General features: G+C 69.5%; 13 protein-coding genes. 8 read left to right on the top strand and 5 right to left on the bottom strand.

What is annotated here, in order from left to right; all coding sequences use genetic code 11:
- Nucleotides 1-809, bottom strand: an 809-nt coding sequence (locus tag VGZ32_RS03670) for an N-acetylmuramoyl-L-alanine amidase (RefSeq protein ID WP_326884362.1), incomplete at its 3' end; no start/stop codon positions are given.
- A 137-nt stretch (nucleotides 810-946) separates the two neighbouring features.
- On the opposite strand from VGZ32_RS03670, the gene VGZ32_RS03665 reads away from it, so the two are divergent.
- Nucleotides 947-1,162 carry a DUF2277 domain-containing protein gene (locus tag VGZ32_RS03665; RefSeq protein WP_326884361.1) on the top strand — a complete coding sequence of 72 codons (216 nt, stop codon included), beginning with the start codon at nucleotides 947-949 and terminating at the stop codon, nucleotides 1,160-1,162.
- Nucleotides 1,163-1,171: 9 nt separating this feature from the next.
- Here VGZ32_RS03665 and VGZ32_RS03660 read toward each other — a convergent pair whose 3' ends face one another.
- Both VGZ32_RS03660 and VGZ32_RS03655 read right to left on the bottom strand, forming a co-directional pair.
- On the bottom strand, nucleotides 1,172-1,831 hold the full coding sequence (locus tag VGZ32_RS03660; protein ID WP_326884360.1) for a hypothetical protein: 660 nt from the start codon (nucleotides 1,829-1,831) through the stop codon (nucleotides 1,172-1,174).
- A 124-nt stretch (nucleotides 1,832-1,955) separates the two neighbouring features.
- Complete coding sequence (locus tag VGZ32_RS03655; RefSeq protein ID WP_326884359.1) at nucleotides 1,956-4,646, bottom strand: polysaccharide lyase; 2,691 nt, start codon at nucleotides 4,644-4,646, stop codon at nucleotides 1,956-1,958.
- 821 nt (nucleotides 4,647-5,467) lie between these two features.
- Between VGZ32_RS03655 and VGZ32_RS03650 the strand changes: the two genes are divergently transcribed.
- Genes VGZ32_RS03650 through VGZ32_RS03635 form a run of 4 tightly spaced genes read left to right on the top strand, consistent with a single transcriptional unit; the run spans nucleotide 5,468 to nucleotide 10,071 of the window.
- Nucleotides 5,468-6,811 (top strand): sugar ABC transporter substrate-binding protein, encoded by a 1,344-nt coding sequence (locus VGZ32_RS03650; protein WP_326884358.1) that lies wholly within the window; start codon nucleotides 5,468-5,470, stop codon nucleotides 6,809-6,811.
- A 25-nt stretch (nucleotides 6,812-6,836) separates the two neighbouring features.
- Entirely contained in the window at nucleotides 6,837-7,814 is a 978-nt protein-coding gene (locus VGZ32_RS03645; RefSeq protein ID WP_326884357.1) for a sugar ABC transporter permease, read from the top strand.
- 45 nt (nucleotides 7,815-7,859) lie between these two features.
- Nucleotides 7,860-8,726 (top strand): carbohydrate ABC transporter permease, encoded by an 867-nt coding sequence (locus VGZ32_RS03640; RefSeq protein ID WP_414642467.1) that lies wholly within the window; start codon nucleotides 7,860-7,862, stop codon nucleotides 8,724-8,726.
- A 13-nt stretch (nucleotides 8,727-8,739) separates the two neighbouring features.
- Entirely contained in the window at nucleotides 8,740-10,071 is a 1,332-nt protein-coding gene (locus tag VGZ32_RS03635; protein WP_326884355.1) for a glucarate dehydratase family protein, read from the top strand.
- 81 nt (nucleotides 10,072-10,152) lie between these two features.
- On the opposite strand, the gene VGZ32_RS03630 is transcribed toward VGZ32_RS03635, so the two are convergent.
- Both VGZ32_RS03630 and VGZ32_RS03625 read right to left on the bottom strand, forming a co-directional pair.
- Nucleotides 10,153-11,358: a hypothetical protein gene (locus VGZ32_RS03630; protein WP_326884354.1), complete on the bottom strand. Its 1,206-nt coding sequence runs from the start codon at nucleotides 11,356-11,358 to the stop codon at nucleotides 10,153-10,155.
- A gap of 92 nt (nucleotides 11,359-11,450) precedes the next feature.
- Nucleotides 11,451-12,380 (bottom strand): 5-dehydro-4-deoxyglucarate dehydratase, encoded by a 930-nt coding sequence (locus tag VGZ32_RS03625; RefSeq protein WP_349263470.1) that lies wholly within the window; start codon nucleotides 12,378-12,380, stop codon nucleotides 11,451-11,453.
- Between the two features lie 447 nt (nucleotides 12,381-12,827).
- On the opposite strand from VGZ32_RS03625, the gene VGZ32_RS03620 reads away from it, so the two are divergent.
- The 3 genes from VGZ32_RS03620 (at nucleotide 12,828) to VGZ32_RS03610 (ending at nucleotide 16,263) form a co-directional block, all read left to right on the top strand.
- The gene (locus tag VGZ32_RS03620; RefSeq protein ID WP_326884352.1) at nucleotides 12,828-13,676 is read left to right on the top strand and encodes an IclR family transcriptional regulator; all 849 of its coding nucleotides are present in this window, start codon (nucleotides 12,828-12,830) and stop codon (nucleotides 13,674-13,676) included.
- 237 nt (nucleotides 13,677-13,913) lie between these two features.
- Nucleotides 13,914-14,756, top strand: a complete 843-nt coding sequence (locus VGZ32_RS03615; protein ID WP_414642465.1) for an NAD-dependent epimerase/dehydratase family protein — start codon at nucleotides 13,914-13,916, stop codon at nucleotides 14,754-14,756.
- A gap of 7 nt (nucleotides 14,757-14,763) precedes the next feature.
- Nucleotides 14,764-16,263, top strand: coding sequence for an aldehyde dehydrogenase (NADP(+)) (locus VGZ32_RS03610; protein ID WP_326884350.1), 1,500 nt, complete (start codon nucleotides 14,764-14,766; stop codon nucleotides 16,261-16,263).
- Nucleotides 16,264-16,332: the final 69 nt, after the last annotated feature.

Here is a 16,332-nt window from a genome sequence, read left to right as displayed (position 1 = left end):
GGCACCGTGGAGAGGTTCAGCCCGGCCAGGTCGTTCCGCGACTCGTATCCGTCGTCGCCGATGTAGGTCGCCGGGGTGAATCCGGACTCGGCGAGCATCGTCGTGTGCAGGGCCTGGCTGAGCTGGTTCGACGCGGCGTCGTTCGCTCTGCCGCCCACCGAGGCTGAGGCCTCGATGATCTGGAAGCCGTGGCCGCTGCTGGCGTACCCGTCGGCGTGGATCGAGATCGCCGCGTCGGCGTGCGCGTTGTTGCCGATGGCCGCCCGGATGTTCACGCACGGTCCGACGCCGGTGTCGTTGGGGCGGGTGAGGACGACCTTGACCCCGCGTGCGGTCAGCAGCGCGTCGAGGCGCTCGGCCACGTCGAAGTTGAAAGCGTGCTCGGTGTAGCCGTCCGGGGCCGCAGTGCCCGTCGTGTCGCACGCCTTGTACTGGCCAAAACCCATCGGGACCAGCGCGTTGACGATCGAGGGATTCGCCGCGTTCCCGCCGTTGTGGCCCGGGTCGATCGCCACGACCTTGCCGGCCAGCCCGTCGGCTGCCGGACCGGACGATCCGGCGGCGCTGGGCGAGGCGGCTTTGGCCGACGCGCTAGCGCTGGTCTGAGGGCTCGCGGTCGTGGCGCTTGCGGGAGCGGAAGGTGAAGACGCCTGACCGACCGCGCCTGCGGCAGCCGGGGCTTGCGCGGTGGCTGCGGGAGACCCGCTCGCTCCACATCCGGCCAGCGCAGTCGTCAATCCGGCGGACACGACGATCGAGAGCACGGAGGCCCTAGGGGAGGGCACCGGAATGCCGGGTCGTCGTGCCATAGTCCGGGCCTCCGCAGTCGCCTCGCGTCCTTACTCGTGCGGCGGCCGGTCATCCCGGACGACCGCATGAGCACCGACCCTAGCGTGCGGTCGTCCGTTAGGGGACCAGCGTCAGCCCTTTCGTACACACTGGATACATGTGCAGAAGTATCAAGACGCTCCGCGCGCCCATGACGCCGGAAGTCGGCGAGGACGACATCAAGGCCGCGGCCTTGCAGTATGTGCGCAAGATCTCGGGATTCCGGGCACCCTCCGCACGCAACCGCGAGGCCTTCGAACGCGCCGTGGACGCAGTCGCCGACGCGACCCGGCAGATGCTCTCCGACCTCGAGGTGCGCACGCCCGCCCCTTAGTCCTCGCGCCTAGTTGTCGTAGGGCGCGAAGCTGTAGGCCGCGGGAGCCACGTTCTGGCCGACGTCGAGCTGGATGACCGCGTGGTCGGTGAGCGGGATGGAGCGCGGGTTGCCGGAGTACTGCTTGCCGTCCACGTAGCTGGTCACCGTGCCCTCGTCGGTGCCCACGGCGGCGGTGCCCAGCGGCTGGTGCCACACGTCGAAGAAGTCGCCGAGGACGAAGGGCCGGTGCTGCGCGGTCGGTGCGGCGACGTGCACGACACCGTCGGCCGCCCCGGTGTGCAGCCAGTAGTAGCACCGCGCCGAGACAACTTCTTCGCCGGTGCCCTTGACTGCGGGCCGGGTCTGCGGCTGAACGACGCCGACGGTCGCCGGCACGGGGCTGCTTATGCCGTTCACCAGGATCGACAAGTGGACGGTGATCGGGACGTCGCCGTGCTTCGCGGTGTCGCAGCTGATGTCGCCGACCGGCGGCACCGGCGCCTGGGCGGCCGCGTTCGCGGTGCCGCCGTTGTTTCCGGACTGGGTGCCGACGCCGGAGTGTGCGCCGAGGGCGATGACGACGCCGACCGCCGCGACGAGGGGAACACCGACGATCAGCGCGGTCTTGCTCGGCGAGAGCTTCCTGGCAGGGGAGGGGGCGGCCCGCCTGCGGTCGCGCGTGCGCATGGTGCGGTTCCTGCCTTTCGACGGATTTCGGGTGAGGGAGGATGGAGCGAGAAGCACCCGGGCGAGGGGGAGTGCGGCCCCCTCACCCGGGTCGTTTTTCTCTGGACTCAGTGCGTTCGGGTCATCAGCTCTGCGGTCCGCCCGAGACGGTGTAGGCGTCCCAGTCGTAGAGGAAGCCCTTGACGTTCGGGCCGTCCGTGGACGGGTTGCCGTGGTCGTCGACCAGAAGCAGGTTCTGGTTCAGGGCCTGGCTGATGTAGCCGTGGTCCAGCTTGTACTTCAGGTCCAGCGTGCCGATGTGGTAGGCCGACTCGCTGGCGTTGGAGAGGTTGAAGTTGCCGAGGAGCATCATGGTCACCCGGCTGCCGGTGACGTTCATCCAGCCTTCGAACGTGTACAGCGCGGAGCTGCGCAGGCCGCTGGAGTCGGTCGAGTTGAACTCGTGACCCATGCAGCACTGCCCGTCGTACGGGCTGGTGCTGTTGTCCGCGATGTGCGCCGGGCTGACGACGCTCTTCGCAGTCTGGTCGAAGGTGGCGCCGGCGATCGTGCTCCAGATCCCCATCAGGTCACTGGAGTGATGGCCCGAGTAGACGAACGCCCGAGCGATCGCCGAGTTCCCTCCCGAGCCGACCGTGGTGAAGCAGCCGCCCGAGTTGGTCAGACCCGCCGCGTTCAGCTGGGAGGCGACGGTGGAGTCGTTGAACGAGGTCAGCATCGAGTCCCAGGTGGACGCTCCGAAGTACTGGATCGCCGCGATCTCGGTGTCGACGCCGCCGTCCCGGTAGTTGGGGTTGTTGCCCTTGCTGAAGTTGCCGAAGCCGCAGATGCCGGAGGAGAAGTTGTTCGCATCGTTGTAGGTGTAGTTGCTGCCGTAGCCCATGGCCGCCTCGAGCAGGTTGACCTTGTTCTGCTCGGTGGAGCTCAGCTCGGTCCACGCGGGACCGTTCTTGAGCAGCAGCAGGGCCTGGGCGACCGGGGCCTGGCCCCACATCTCCAGACCGCCGTCAGAGTCGGGTTCGTTGCCGCCGGCGATCATGTTGCGGACCTGGGCGAGCAGCGCGCTGTCCACCGAGGTGCCGCCGGAGGAGAGCGTGCCCGGCTGGACCTTGTCGACCAGGGCCAGGTAGTAGAGGACCTTGGCCTCACCGATGTTGACCGGACCGGTCCCCGGCCGCGGCACCGCCGAGGTCGGGGCCGCCCAGGCGAACAGCGGCGCGGCCACGGAGCTGTCGATCAGCGACTGCTGGAACTGGCCCGGTCCGGTGCTGCCGGACGGCGACGGGCTCGGCGAGGTCGACGGGCTCGACGACGGCGAGGTTGACGGGCTCGTCGAAGGGCTCGAAGACGGGCTGGTGGACGGGCTCGAAGACGGGCTCGACGACGCGCTCGAGGTCGGGCACGGAGACGGTGACGGCGGCGGTGGGTTGCCTCCGGAACCGGTCGCGGTCACGTTGGTCGGCGCGATGTAGTGGCTCGCATAGTCACCCGAGAAGGTGAAGCTCGTGCTGGAGCCGTTGGCGATCGTGCCGTTGGAGGAGGTGTTGGTGAAGGTCTCGTGGTTCCCGGTACTGGTCAGGTTGGCGTTCAGGAAGCTCTCGATGTTCATCGACGAGTCGAGGTCGAGATCGACCTGCCAGCCGGAGACATCGCTTCCCGAATTGTTCGCGACGGTGACCTGATCGGTGTATCCGCTCCCCCAGTCCTTGATCTTCGTGACCGTTGCCGAGAGGCTGGCGGCACCGGTGGGGGATCCGCTCGGCGACGCGGACGGGCAGCTGGAGGGACTGCTGCTCGGGGAGCTCGACGGGGACGTGGACGGGGAGGACGAGGGTGAGCTCGAGGGAGACGTCGACGGGGACGACGACGGCGAGTTCGACGGAGACGTGGACGGCGAGGACGACGGCGAGCCGGGGGTCTGCGGTCCGGCGGTGGACAGGGTGAAGTCCGCGAACTCGTCGGTGGTGGTCTTGCTCGGGCTCCAGGAGGTGTCGTGGCCGCCGTGGAAGGTGGAGAAGAACACCCCGGAGTTGGCGCCGGGCATCGGCTCTGTCTGTTGGCAGACGTTCTTGCCGTCGCTCCAGACGGTGATCGAACCGGTGGTGATGTTCACCAATTGCTCGATCGAGTGCCAGTTGCCGTCGGCAGGGAAGGTCCAGTTGCCTAGGCAGAGGTCAGCGCCGAACCCGGAGCCGGATGCGGTGTAGAAGTACACCTCTCCGTTCGGGGCGCTGCTGGAGCCGCCGCGCCACATATAGCGGGTGGACCAGCCTTGGGCGCAGTGCTGCCCGCCGCTTTCACAGCCGGGCACGCCACCGCCCCAGAGACCGGGCATCTTCCCCGCCGTCTTCTTACCGAAATCGAAGCCGACCGGGAACTTGTAGTAGTACTTCAGGTCCAGCGTCGGGCTGTTGGCCAGCGCCGTCTGCCCGTTGGTGGTCAGGTCCTGGTACATCTGGCCGCCGCCGAGACCGCACCCACAGCTGGGCGGACCGCTCGGCGCCGGATACACGACGTGGAGCGCTTGGCCTCCGCCGGGTGTGGTCGGGTCGGAGATGGGCGTCATGTTTCCGTAGCCCCAGTTGCAGGTGAAGCTGCCGGAGGCGCCGTTGCACTGCTGGGTGTCCGAGGTGAGACCCCAGTTCGAGTCCCAGCTGGACGTGTGGAAGTTGTCGAACGTCCCGGTCCACGCCGGGCTGGTGCTCGCGGGGGAGGCCGTGGTGCTCGTCCTCGGTGCGGCGACGGCGACCGCGGTCGCCGCCACCGTGAGGAAGCCCACGGTCAGCATCAGGGCGCGTATGGCTCGCCCCGACATCCTTCTTCTGAGGGGTTGCATGACTGCTTCGCCGGATCCTTTCGGTCGCATGACTGCGTCAGGTGGGAGTCCGACCGCGCGCCTGGACAACCCGGAGCAGGTCGTCGGCTTGGTGAGTGCCGACGGCTGATCCGGGCGGGGGCGGGGCTTCTCGGCAGAAGGGGGCATGCCCGTCTGACACGCGTGATCGCGTGCAGCCGCGGTATGTGCGGGGCAGGAACGTGGACGCGCCGAATCCACGTTCGGGCTCCGCAATATCGACGTAACCGTCACACGGGGTCACTGCCGTGGCAAGGTTGGCGAGAGTAAAATTTTCAGAAACGTGACTAGTATTCAGATATATGAAAACTTTCACATCGGGCTGGGCGGGTCTCGCCGACTCTTGACGCTGTACAGGGCTCCGCGTATGGTGCGGACACCAGCAAATGTTCATCATCTTGCAAAGTGTTCACGTGCATAAAAAGTTCCTCAGGGGAATCGGCCCCCGTGCGGCGGGGCCGGTCCGAACTCATCCGGTGAACGGAGCAACGATGGTATTCCTGCAAGGACGCAGGACCCGGCGTGCGGGCGGGAACAACTCTGCCGCCGGGGCGCAGCTTGCGGGCGGGGCGCGAAGCGCGGACGAGGCCCGGTCCGGCGCCGCGACCCGCGATGGCAAGCAAGAACGAGACGTGCGCAGCGGCGAAAACCCTCAGCGCCGCCCCGAATCTGGTCAGACGGGGTGTGATCGGGCGGTGCCGCGCCCGAACGCGCCGCGAGCGACAACGCCACATCGAACCGCGAGGCGCCATATGGCGCGGCGCCGACCCGCGCCGGGTCGGATGACCTCGGGCAGGGTCCGCTTCGCGGCCATCGGGCTCACCGCGCTCGCGCTGACCGCCGGAACCCTCAGCGGCTGCGGCAGCTCCTCCTCCCCGGCGGCATCTGACCCGAACGCCGCCGCGACCGGGCCGCTCACCGTCTGGGTCCGCGGCTCCGGCGACTCGCTGAAGGCCTATCAGAAGATCTTCGACGCCTTCACCGCCAAGACCGGCATCCAGATCAAGCCGTTCATGACGCTGACCGACTTCGAGACCAAGCTGTCCGCCTCGGCCGCCGCGCACAAGCTGCCGGATGTCGTCCTCGACGACGCCGCGCAGCTCGGCTCGTTCGAGACCCAGGGCATCATCCAGCCGATCAAGATGTCGGACATCACCGGCAGCGACCAGATCGTGCCCACCGCGTTGAAGTCGGCGACGGACTCGCAGGGCCAGACCTACGCCGTCCCGTTCTCCGCGCAGGCGAACGTGCTGCTGATCCGCAAGGACTGGCTGGACAAGCTGCACCTCCAGGTCCCCACTACCTGGGCCGACGTCGCGAACGTCGCAAAGGCATTCACCACACAGGACCCCGACGGTGACGGCAAGAACGACACTTACGGCATCGACGTGCCCGGCACCACCAGCCGCGGCTACATCTCCTGGTGGTGGTCATCGATGCTGTGGCAAGCCGGCGGCGACTACGTCAAGAGCGACGGCAACGGCAAGTACACCGCGACCCTCGACTCGTCCGCCGCCGTCACCGCGGCCACAGAGTTCGAGACGCTGGCGTGCACCGACAAGGTCATCGAGCCTGGCGCGCTCAACGACGACACGACCGCGACGAACAAGGCCTTCCAGACCGGCGTCGCGGGCATGTACCTCACCGGCCCGTACGCGTTCGCCACGATGGACGCGACGTCGGTGAAGGGCAAGTACATCGTCGTCGCGCCGCCCGCGGGACCGGCGAACGCCGAGACCCTCGCCGAGGGCACCGACGCGTACCTCATGACCGACTCCAAGTCGAACGAGGCCAAGCAGCTGCTCTCGTTCATGATCACGCCGCAGTCGCAGATCATGGGCATGACCGCGGTTCCCACGGCGACCATCGTGCGGCTGCCGATCAACAAGAACGTCGACGCCGCGGCCGTGCACAAGGGCGACCCGCGCTGGGCCCTGGCCGAGCAGGTCTACCAGAGCGAGGGCCACTACGAGTACGACAACATGCCCAACTGGACCGCGCTGCGCCAGGAGACCTCGAACGAGCTCAACGCGATGATCGCGAACTGCTCCGACCCGGCGTCCGCGATGGCCGGGCTCAACGGCAAGTTCGAATCCCTCCTGCACCAGCAGGGCGTAGCGGGCTGAGCGGGCGACGACGGAGACCACTGATATGGCAGTCCCGACCGGCGTGCGCGAGGACGCGACCTCCTCGCGCACGCCGCCCACGACTGGCGCGGCGTCTGGGGGCAGGCGCCGCGCCGCTCCCGCCCTCCGGGGCTCCCGGCGCGGCGGGCATCCGTTCCTGCCGTGGCTGTTCCTGGCCCCGGCGCTGGCCTTCTTCGCCGTCTTCCGCTTCTGGCCGACGGCGTGGGGCATCTACCTGAGCTTTTTCCACGTCCGGCCGTACCTCGGCAACCAATGGGTCGGGTTCGGCAACTTCACCCGCGCGTTCTCCGACGCGGACCTGCACTCGGCGGTCTGGCACTCGCTGATCGACGCCATCGGCTCCGTCGTCGGCTCGGTCTTCCTCGGGTTCTGCCTCGCGCTGCTGCTCGAGGGGCCGGCCCGGCACCTGCGTATTCTGCGCACCGCCGCGTTCCTGCCGGTGGTCGTGGCGATGGTGGCGGTCGCCGAACTCTGGAACTCGCTGCTGTTCCCCGGGCAGTACGGCGCGGTCAACTCGATCCTCGGCGACATCGGGCTCGGGCCGCTGCCGTTCCTCAGCAGCCCGCACTCGTCGCTGGCGACCGTGATCGGGGTGCAGATCTGGAAGGCCGCCCCGTACGACATGCTGATCTTCGTCGCCGGGCTGGCCGGGATCGACGAGCACCTTTACGAGGCGGCGGCGATCGACGGCGCGCGGGCCTTCCAGCGCCTGCACTACGTCACGCTCCCCTCGCTGAAGCCGATCACCACCATCGTGCTCACCCTCGGCGTGATCCGCGGACTGCGCGTCTTCACCGAGATCTACGTGCTCACCAACGGCGGCCCGGCCGGCTCCAGCCAGACCATCGTGCCCTATGACTATCTGCAGGCGACCACGAACAACGACATCGGCTACGCGTCCGCGATCTCGGTCCTGCTGCTGCTCGCCACGATCCTGCTCACGCTGCTGGTCCGCTGGTGGCGGGCGAAGGTGGAGGACTGACCCATGGCCATCGTCGGATCCTCCGCCACCGCCCTCGGGCTGCGCATGCCGCGCCCGCGCGGCGGGGTGCGCAAGCGGAACAACGCGGCCCGGCGCGCCGCGCGGCTGTTCGCCTACGCCGTCGTCCTCGCGGTCTTCCTGCTTCCGCTCTGGTCGATGGTCGCCACCGCGCTCAGCTCGGCGACTTCGAAGCTGGGCAGCATGGACCTGATCCCCAACGGGTTCACCACCGCCAACCTGTCGTCCGCATGGCATTTCGGCATCGGGCGCGGCCTGGCCAACTCCCTCATCATGGAGGGCGCGGGACTGACACTCCAGCTGTCGGTGTCCGCGCTCGCGGCCTACGCGCTGGCCCGTAAGAAGTTCCGCGGCGCCGCGATCGTCATGGTCGCCATCATGGCGACGATGATGATGCCCGAGGAGGTCATCGCCATCCCGCTCTACCTGATCATCGGCAAGATCCCGAATCCGGTCACCGGCGGCACCCTGCTCGACTCCTACGGCGGCCTGATCCTGCCGCTGGTCGGCTGGGCGCTGCCGATCTACATCCTGACCGGGTTCATGAAGCGGATCCCGATGGAGCTGGAGGAAGCCGCGCGGGTGGACGGCGCCGGGGAGCTGCGGATCTTCTTCCGCGTCATCCTGCCGCTGTGCAAGCCGGCGCTGGGCACGTGCGCCGTCTTCGGTTTCCTGATGATCTGGGACCAATACCTGCTGCCGCTGCTGGTGATCCAGACCCCGTCGATGAACCCGCTGACGGTCGTGGTCACCTCGCTGCAGTCCAGCCAGGAGCTTGGCGACGGGGTCAAGCTCGCCGCGGCGACCATCCTGATGGTGCCGAGCGTCCTGTTCTACCTGGCCCTCCAGCGCTACTTCGAGCGCGGCGTGCTCACCGGTTCGATCAAGGGATAGATAGGTTCGTCAGATGCCCCCAGACAACCCACCCGCCACTGCGCCGTACACCACAGCACGCCACGACGGCCCGAAGATCGTCGAGGTGACCGTCACCCCGGTGGCGGTGCTGGACCCGCCGCTGCTCAACGCGTCCGGCGTCCACCAGCCGTACCAGCTGCGGGCCGTCATCGAGCTGCGCACCGACGCCGGTATCGTCGGGCTCGGCGAGGCGTACGGCGACGATCCCACGCTGGCCAACCTGCGCCGGGCCGCGCCCGCGCTGGCCGGCCTGGACGTGTTCGACCTCAACGGACTGACGAAGCGGGTGGCGGTGGCGCTCGGCGCGGTCGAGCCCAGCGCCCCGACCGACCTGGTCGGCGCCGCCTCCCGGCAGAAGACCGTCGCCCAGACCGTCGGCGCGTTCGAGGTCGCCTGCTACGACGCGCAGGGCAAGGCGACCGGCCTGAGGGTGTGCGACCTGCTCGGCGGCGCGGTGCGCGAAGCAGTGCCCTACAGCGCCTACCTCTTTTACCGCTGGGCCGTGCACCCCAAGGGCGCGACGCCGGACGACTATCCCGACGACGACTGGGGCGACGCGCTCGACCCGGACGGCATCGTCGCCCAGGCCAAGCGTCTGGTGGACACGTACGGTTTCGGCTCGCTGAAGCTGAAGGGCGGAGTGTTCGAGCCGGAGGCCGAGGCGGACGCGATCGTGGCGCTGTACGAGGCCTTCCCGGGCCATCCGCTGCGCCTCGACCCCAACGCGAACTGGACGGTGGAAACCTCGAAGCGCATCGCGCCGCGGCTCGAGCCCTACCTCGAGTACCTGGAGGACCCGACCGCCGGGAATCCCGGTATGGCGGAGGTGGCTTTCAGCACCACGCTTCCGCTGGCCACCAACATGTGCGTGACGTCGTTCGAGGAGATCCCTGAGGCGGTGGCGCTCGGCTCGGTGGCGGTGGTGCTGTCCGACCACCACTACTGGGGCGGCTTCCGCGCCTCGCAGCGGCTGGCCGGCATCTGCGAGACCTTCTCCTGGGGCCTGTCGATGCACTCGAACACGCACCTGGGCATCTCCCTGGCGGCGATGACGCATCTGGCCGCTGCGACGCCGAACCTGACCTACGCCTGCGATACCCACTCCGTGTGGCAGCGCGAGGACCTGATCGAGCCGGGCGCCCTGCGCTGGGACGCGGGCTCGCTCAGCGTCCCCACCGGACCTGGGCTCGGCGTGGAGCTGGACCGAGACGCCCTGCGCCGTCTGAACGAGCAGTACGAGACCTGCGGCATTCGGGTGCGCGACGACGCCTCGGCCATGCGCCGGCACGACCCCACCTGGGTGCGCCGCAAGCCGAGGTTCTGATCTGACGCGGAGCGCGCCCGCCGCCCCTCGTTGGGCGGCGGGCGCGAGTCTGTAGTGCCGCACTCCCTGCGGCGCTCGCTGCTATGCGGTGCGCACCGCGGCCACCGCCTCCCGTACCGCCGCCAGGTCGGCGCGGGAGGCGAGGCCGGCATGATAAAAGCGCAACTCGGTAGAGCCCGCCTTGCGGAGGTCTGCACACCAGGCAGACAGGTCGGCGCGGTTGCCGCCCATCCCGGCCACGGCGGACACGGTGCTGACGACGGACTGGTGCGGCTCTGCGCGTTCCGCGTACGCGCGGACCATCCCCAACGAGGCTTCCGAGCGGACGTTGCAAGGGACCACGGCGCCGTCCGCGCCGAGCGGACCGAACAGGGACGCGGGGGTGGCGCCCGGGTTCGCGCTCAGTGCCAAAGGATCCGGCTGCGCGTGGACCAAGACGGTGAGATCCGGCCGGACTGCGCACACGGCTCCGATCACCTCGTCCCGGAACTGCTCGGCCGCTCGGGTGCGCATCGTGGCGACGGCCTCCGCGAGGCTGGGATCGGTCAGCTCGGCGCGCGGGCTGGCACCCGCGATGACGCGGTCGAGGGCGTCGCACACCGCGACGCGCAGCGCCTGGCTGTTGATCCCTGCTTCCTTGTAGCCGTGCGTGCAGCCTGCGCAGAAGCAGAGCGAGAGGAGCAGCTTGCTCGGCGGGTCGAACGTGACGCCGGCGGTCTTGTCGTGCGCGTGGAGGTGGTCGAAGCCGTACCAACCGCAGGATTCGAGCTCGATGCCGTCGACCCCGTCCTGCTCGGCGACCTCTGCCGCGAGGGTCGCGCAGTAGTCGCGCACCGCCTCCGAAGAGATGCACAACGCCCACGGGTAATGATCCCCGTAGGCGTTCATGATGGAGTCTTCCGGATGCAGCGTGCCAAGCCGCTGATTGTGCGCGAGGACCACCCACGCGTAGACGCTCAGGCCGGCTCGGCGGAGGTCGGCGGCGGCCTGCGGGAAACTGCGCGGCGACCAGAACGCCTCGACCGGTTGAAGCCGTTTGCCCAGCCACCGCCGGCGATCCGGGAGGTAGTAGACGGCCGAGTGCGCGGCGGTGACGACCTTGTGCTCGGGGTGCTGAGGAGTCAGTGCCCGCACGGTGTGGTACGCCGCGGCGAGAGTGACCCGGCCGGCGCCGAGGTCCTTGATGCGTGCGGCGCAGTCGGGGTCTCCGACGGCGTCCCAGGGATAGAGGTTGACGCCGACGCTCGCCGGTCGCCGGTCGACGGCGCCGTCGATGAGCTCTGACACAGAGTTGTCTAACGCAGCATTGCCTAACCCAGTGTTGCCTGACGCGGTGTTGCCGGACACAGTGTTGCCTGAAACAGCGCCGCCTGTCGTCGTCACGCCATTTTCTCCCGCGCCCGCTCCAGCAGGGCGAGCAGTTCGGCCACGTGCGCCGGGTCCGGTTCGGTGAGCGGAGCCCGCACGGGGCCGACGGCGTGGCCGACGGCACGCGTGGCGGCCTTCACCAGGGAGACCGCGTAGCCGGAGCCCTTGCGTCTCAACTCCACCAACGGCCGGTAGAAGGAGTCGACGAGCTGGGCCAGCGTCGCGGTGTCTTCCTTCTCCAGGGCGCGCTGGAAGGCGAGCGCGATGTCGGGGGCGAAGCAGAACACCGCGGAGGAGTACAGCGGGACGCCGATCGCCCGGTACGCCTGCTGCGTCATCTCCGCCGTGGGCATCCCGTTGAAGTACCGGAAACCCTTGTGCAGGCCCGCGCCGCGCACCGTGCTGACGATCCGCAGCATCAGGTCGAGATCGCCGCGTCCGTCCTTGAAGCCCACGATGTTCGGGACCTGCGCCAGCTCCACGACCGTCTCCGGAGCGAAGACGGTGGCGTCGCGCTGGTAGAGGATGAGGTCCAGCTCCGTGGCCTCGGCGAGCGCCGTGTAGTGGCGCAGGAGGCCGTCCTGGCTGGACTCGGCGCCGTACGGGGGCAGCACCAGCAGGCCGTTCGCGCCGGCCCGCTCGGCCGCGCGCGCGTACTCGATCGCGAGCGCGGTGCCGTAGCCGGTGCCGCTCACCACCGGGACGCGGCCGCGCGCCGCCTCGACCGCGACCGTGACGCACGCCTCGTACTCGGCCGGCGCGAGAGCCGGGAACTCGCCCGTCCCGCAGGCCGCGAACACCGCGCCGGGGCCGTCCTCCAGCCGGGCCGCGACATGGTCCCGATATGCCGCCGGGTCGAAGGCGCCGTCCGGGCCGAACGCGGTGACCGGGAAGAACAAGAGGCCGCCGAGCCGATCGGCGAGGCGGGCGGGCTCGGCTATAGGCGGCACCAGCGCGTGTCCCTTCGAGAAGTCCGACGGACGCGCGCGGCGCCGCGCGAACCATCGAGTCAAGCTACTTTATTCATCGTTGTGAACAATGTCCAGGAGACTGAACAACCTGAACTGTAAGGGGCTGACGCGGGGGCGTCAAGGTACCAGGTAGATTCTGAACTGTGAACAATAGTCGCACTTGTGAACGCACCGCACCGGTGCCACGATGGTCACGGCGGCGTCGCTGCGGCGTTGTCCGGACGGCGACGACTGCGTCCGCCGTGTCGGACAGCGGTGCTGTTGATCGAGCGCTACTTGATTGAGCGCCGCTTGAACGACGATATTGCTAGAAGGGCATGGACGTCGCTCGGCTTGCTCCGGGAGACGGCGGCGCCCTCGGCCTTGTCGAACCTGTGAAGAACACATTGGCACGGCCTCGACCTGGAGGGCCTATTTATGGACAGCACGCCAACCAGGGGCGGTACGCCCGACGGTTCAGGGGCGCAGCGGTCCGCGACGTCACCCGCGGCCGCGAGGGCGGGGACGAGCGCGCCCACCGCGGTGAAGTCCGCCGACCGCACCGTGGAGCTGCTCGAACTGCTCTCCCGCACCGGGGAGCCGCTCACGCTCAGCGAAATCCACCGGGAGCTGTCCTACCCCAAGTCCAGCCTCTTCGTCCTGCTGCGCACGCTGGTCGCGCGCGGGTGGGTGGAGACCGACCGGCGCGGCACCGGCTATTCAATCGGCGTGCGCGCGCTGCTGGTCGGCACCTCATACCTGGACCGCGACCCGGTCATCCGCGCGGCCACGCGCGTCCTGGAGCAACTGCGCGCCGAGGTCGACGAGACGGTGCACCTCGCCCGCCTCGACGGCTCCGACGTGGTCTACCTGGCCAGCCGGGAGTCCGCGCACCAGCTGCGGCTCACCTCCCGCGTCGGCCGGCGCCTTCCCGCGCACGCCACGTCGCTGGGCAAGGCCCTGCTGGCCGAGCGCACCGACGCCGAGGTGGACGCGCTCCTGCCGGGCGACCTCGTCGCGCTCACCCCGCTCACCCTCGCGGACCGGCCCGCGCTCTTCGCGGACCTGGCGCTGACCCGGGCCCGCGGGTACGCGGCCGAACGCAACGAGAACACCCAGGGCCTGGGCTGCTTCGCGGTCGCCCTCGACTACCGCCATCCGGCCGTCGACGCGATCAGCTGCTCGGTGCCGCTGGTGCGCTTGGACGACGCGGACCACGCGGCGACCGTGTTGGACGCGGTCCAGCGCAACGCGAAGGAACTCAGCTCGCTGCTGCGGACTGTGTAGCGCTGCGCCCGTAGTAGCGCTGTGCTCGTACCGACCCGGTGACCGCGCGGACCTGTAGCCAAAAGGCACGCAGCGTCGGCTTAGGCGCGGCGTCCGGGGAGGCTCGCGGCGTCGACTGAAAACGTTTGCTGAAACGCGGTGCCCGCTGAGCTGCTGTGCTCGATGAAACGCAGTGCTCGATGAAATACGGTGTTCGATCAAACGCAGTGCCAGCCGCGCTCTAGGGCCGCCGGGCCGATGCAATCTGAACGCACCCTCTGGAGGAGTCGGAGCTTGTCCACGATCCTGATCACCGGCGCCGCCGGTGGAGTCGGCACCTTGATGCGCCCTCGGCTGGCCCGGCCCGGCAGAACGCTGCGCCTGCTCGACATCGCACCGCTCGAACCGGCGGGGGAGGGCGAGGAGACGGTGCGGGCCTCCATCACCGACCTCGAGGCGATGACGCGGGCCTGCGACGGCGTCGAGGCGGTGATCCACCTCGGTGGGATCTCGCTGGAAGCGCCGTGGGCGCAGATCATCGACGTCAACATCAACGGCACCTACACCGTCTTCGAGGCGGCGCGGCGGGCTGGAGTGCCCCGCGTGATCTTCGCCTCGTCCAACCACGTGGTCGGCTTCCACACCCCCGACGAGTTTCCGCTGTCCGAGGCGACCATCCCGCTCCCGGACACCTACTACGGCGTATCCAAGGTGGCCGGCGAGGGGATCGGAGCGCTGTACGCCAAGCGCTACGGCCTCGACGTCATCAGTATTCGAATCCTTAGCTGCTTCCCGAAGCCGCGGTCGCTGCGCATGCTTTCCACCTGGCTTTCGCCCGACGACGGCGCCCGTCTGCTCGAAGCCTGCCTCACCGTCGAGAAACCCGGTTACCGCGTCGTCTACGGGGTATCTGCCAACACTCGGGGAGGCTGGGTCTCCCTCGACGAGGCCCGCGCCCTCGGGTACGAGCCGAAGGACGATTCCGAGGCGTACGCGGCCGAGCTGATCGCCCGCGACGGCGAGCCCGACCCGGGCGACCCGGTCTTCACCTACCTCGGCGGCGACTTCACCCTCCCCAAGCTCAACGCGGAAAACCTGTGAGGACCCGGTGACTAGCGACACTTCCACCGTTCAGGGCTACGACCCGCGTACCGGCGACCCGGCCGGCGACCCCGTCCCGCAGACGACGCCGCGCGCGGTCGCCCACATCGCCGTCGCGGCCGCGGACGCCTTCGACGCCTGGCGCGAGACCGACCGGACGACGCGCGCGGCGGCCCTCGAAGCGGTCGCGGACGCGCTCGACGCGAACGTCGCCGAGCTGGTCGCCCTCGCCGACCGCGAGACCGCGCTCGGCGAGACCCGGCTGACCGGCGAAGTCGCCCGTACCACCGGACAGCTGCGCCTTTTCGCGAGCGTGCTGCGGGACGGCGGCTACCGCGACATCGTGGTCGAACACGCCGAGGCGCCCCGGCCCGACCTGCGCCGGATCGCCCGCCCGGTCGGCCCGGTCGCCGTCTTCTCCGCCTCCAACTTCCCCTTCGCCTTCTCGGTCGCGGGCGGCGACACCGCTTCCGCCCTCGCGGCAGGCTGCCCGGTCGTGGTCAAGGCGCACGAGGCGCACCCGCGCACCTCGCTGCGCACGGCCATGATCGTCGCCGAGGCACTGGACTCGGCCGGGGCGCCCGAAGGGGTGTTCGCCATCGTCTTCGGTTTCGAGGCCGGGATCGCGCTGGTCCAGCACCCGGCGATCGCCGCGGTCGGGTTCACCGGCTCGGCGCGCGGCGGCCTGGCGCTGGCGAAGCTGTGCGCCGAGCGGCCGAAGCCGATCCCGTTCTACGGCGAGCTCGGCTCGGTCAACCCGGTCTTCGTGCTGCCCGGTGCGGCGCAGGCCCGGCCCGAGGAGATCGCGCGCGGCTACGCGGCCTCGCTCACGCTGGGCGTCGGCCAGTTCTGCACGAACCCCGGCCTGCTCTTCGTCCCCGCCGACGGCGAGCGGCTGCTCGAAGAGATCTCGGCCGCGGTCGCGGAGACCACCGGCGGCCCGATGCTGGCCCAGCGGATCCACGACGGGTTCGTCGCCGGAGCGCAGGAGCTGGCCGCCCGCCCCGAGGTGCGCACGCTGGCCGAGGGCAAGCCGGGGGACGGGCCGTGGTCCGCGACCCCCGTCGTGTACTCGGTGACCGCGGAGGACTACCTGCGCTCGGCCACGGAGCTGCGCGAGGAGCACTTCGGCCCGCTCGGGCTGGTGATCACCTACACCTTCGGTAGCGGGCCGGACCCGTTCAACCTGCTCGACGTCGGAGCGCTCGGCGACGGCCAGCTGACCGCGTCGATCCACCTCGACCCCGGCGACGAGGCGGACATCACCTTCGGGCGGACCCTGGCCGACCGGCTGACCGGGATCGCCGGGCGGATCGTCTTCAACGGCTGGCCGACCGGCGTCGCGGTGACCCACGCCCAGCACCACGGCGGACCGTTCCCCGCGACCACCTCGCCGGCCCACACGTCGGTCGGCGCGGCGGCCATCCGGCGCTGGCTCGTGCCGGTCGTCTACCAGGACTGTCCCGCGCAACTCTTGCCAGGCGACCTCGCCGATGGGGCACTATAGGTTCGCCGTTGACACCCCGGCGGCGTACCCGGGGCCGGCATCGGCGGATCGGAGCGTGGCGTGGACGGC

Source organism: Actinocrinis sp., assembly GCF_035938995.1.
Lineage (GTDB): Bacteria > Actinomycetota > Actinomycetes > Streptomycetales > Catenulisporaceae > DASZGI01.
Note: the sequence above shows the minus strand (reverse complement) of the source record. Positions and strands in the feature narration are given on the sequence as shown.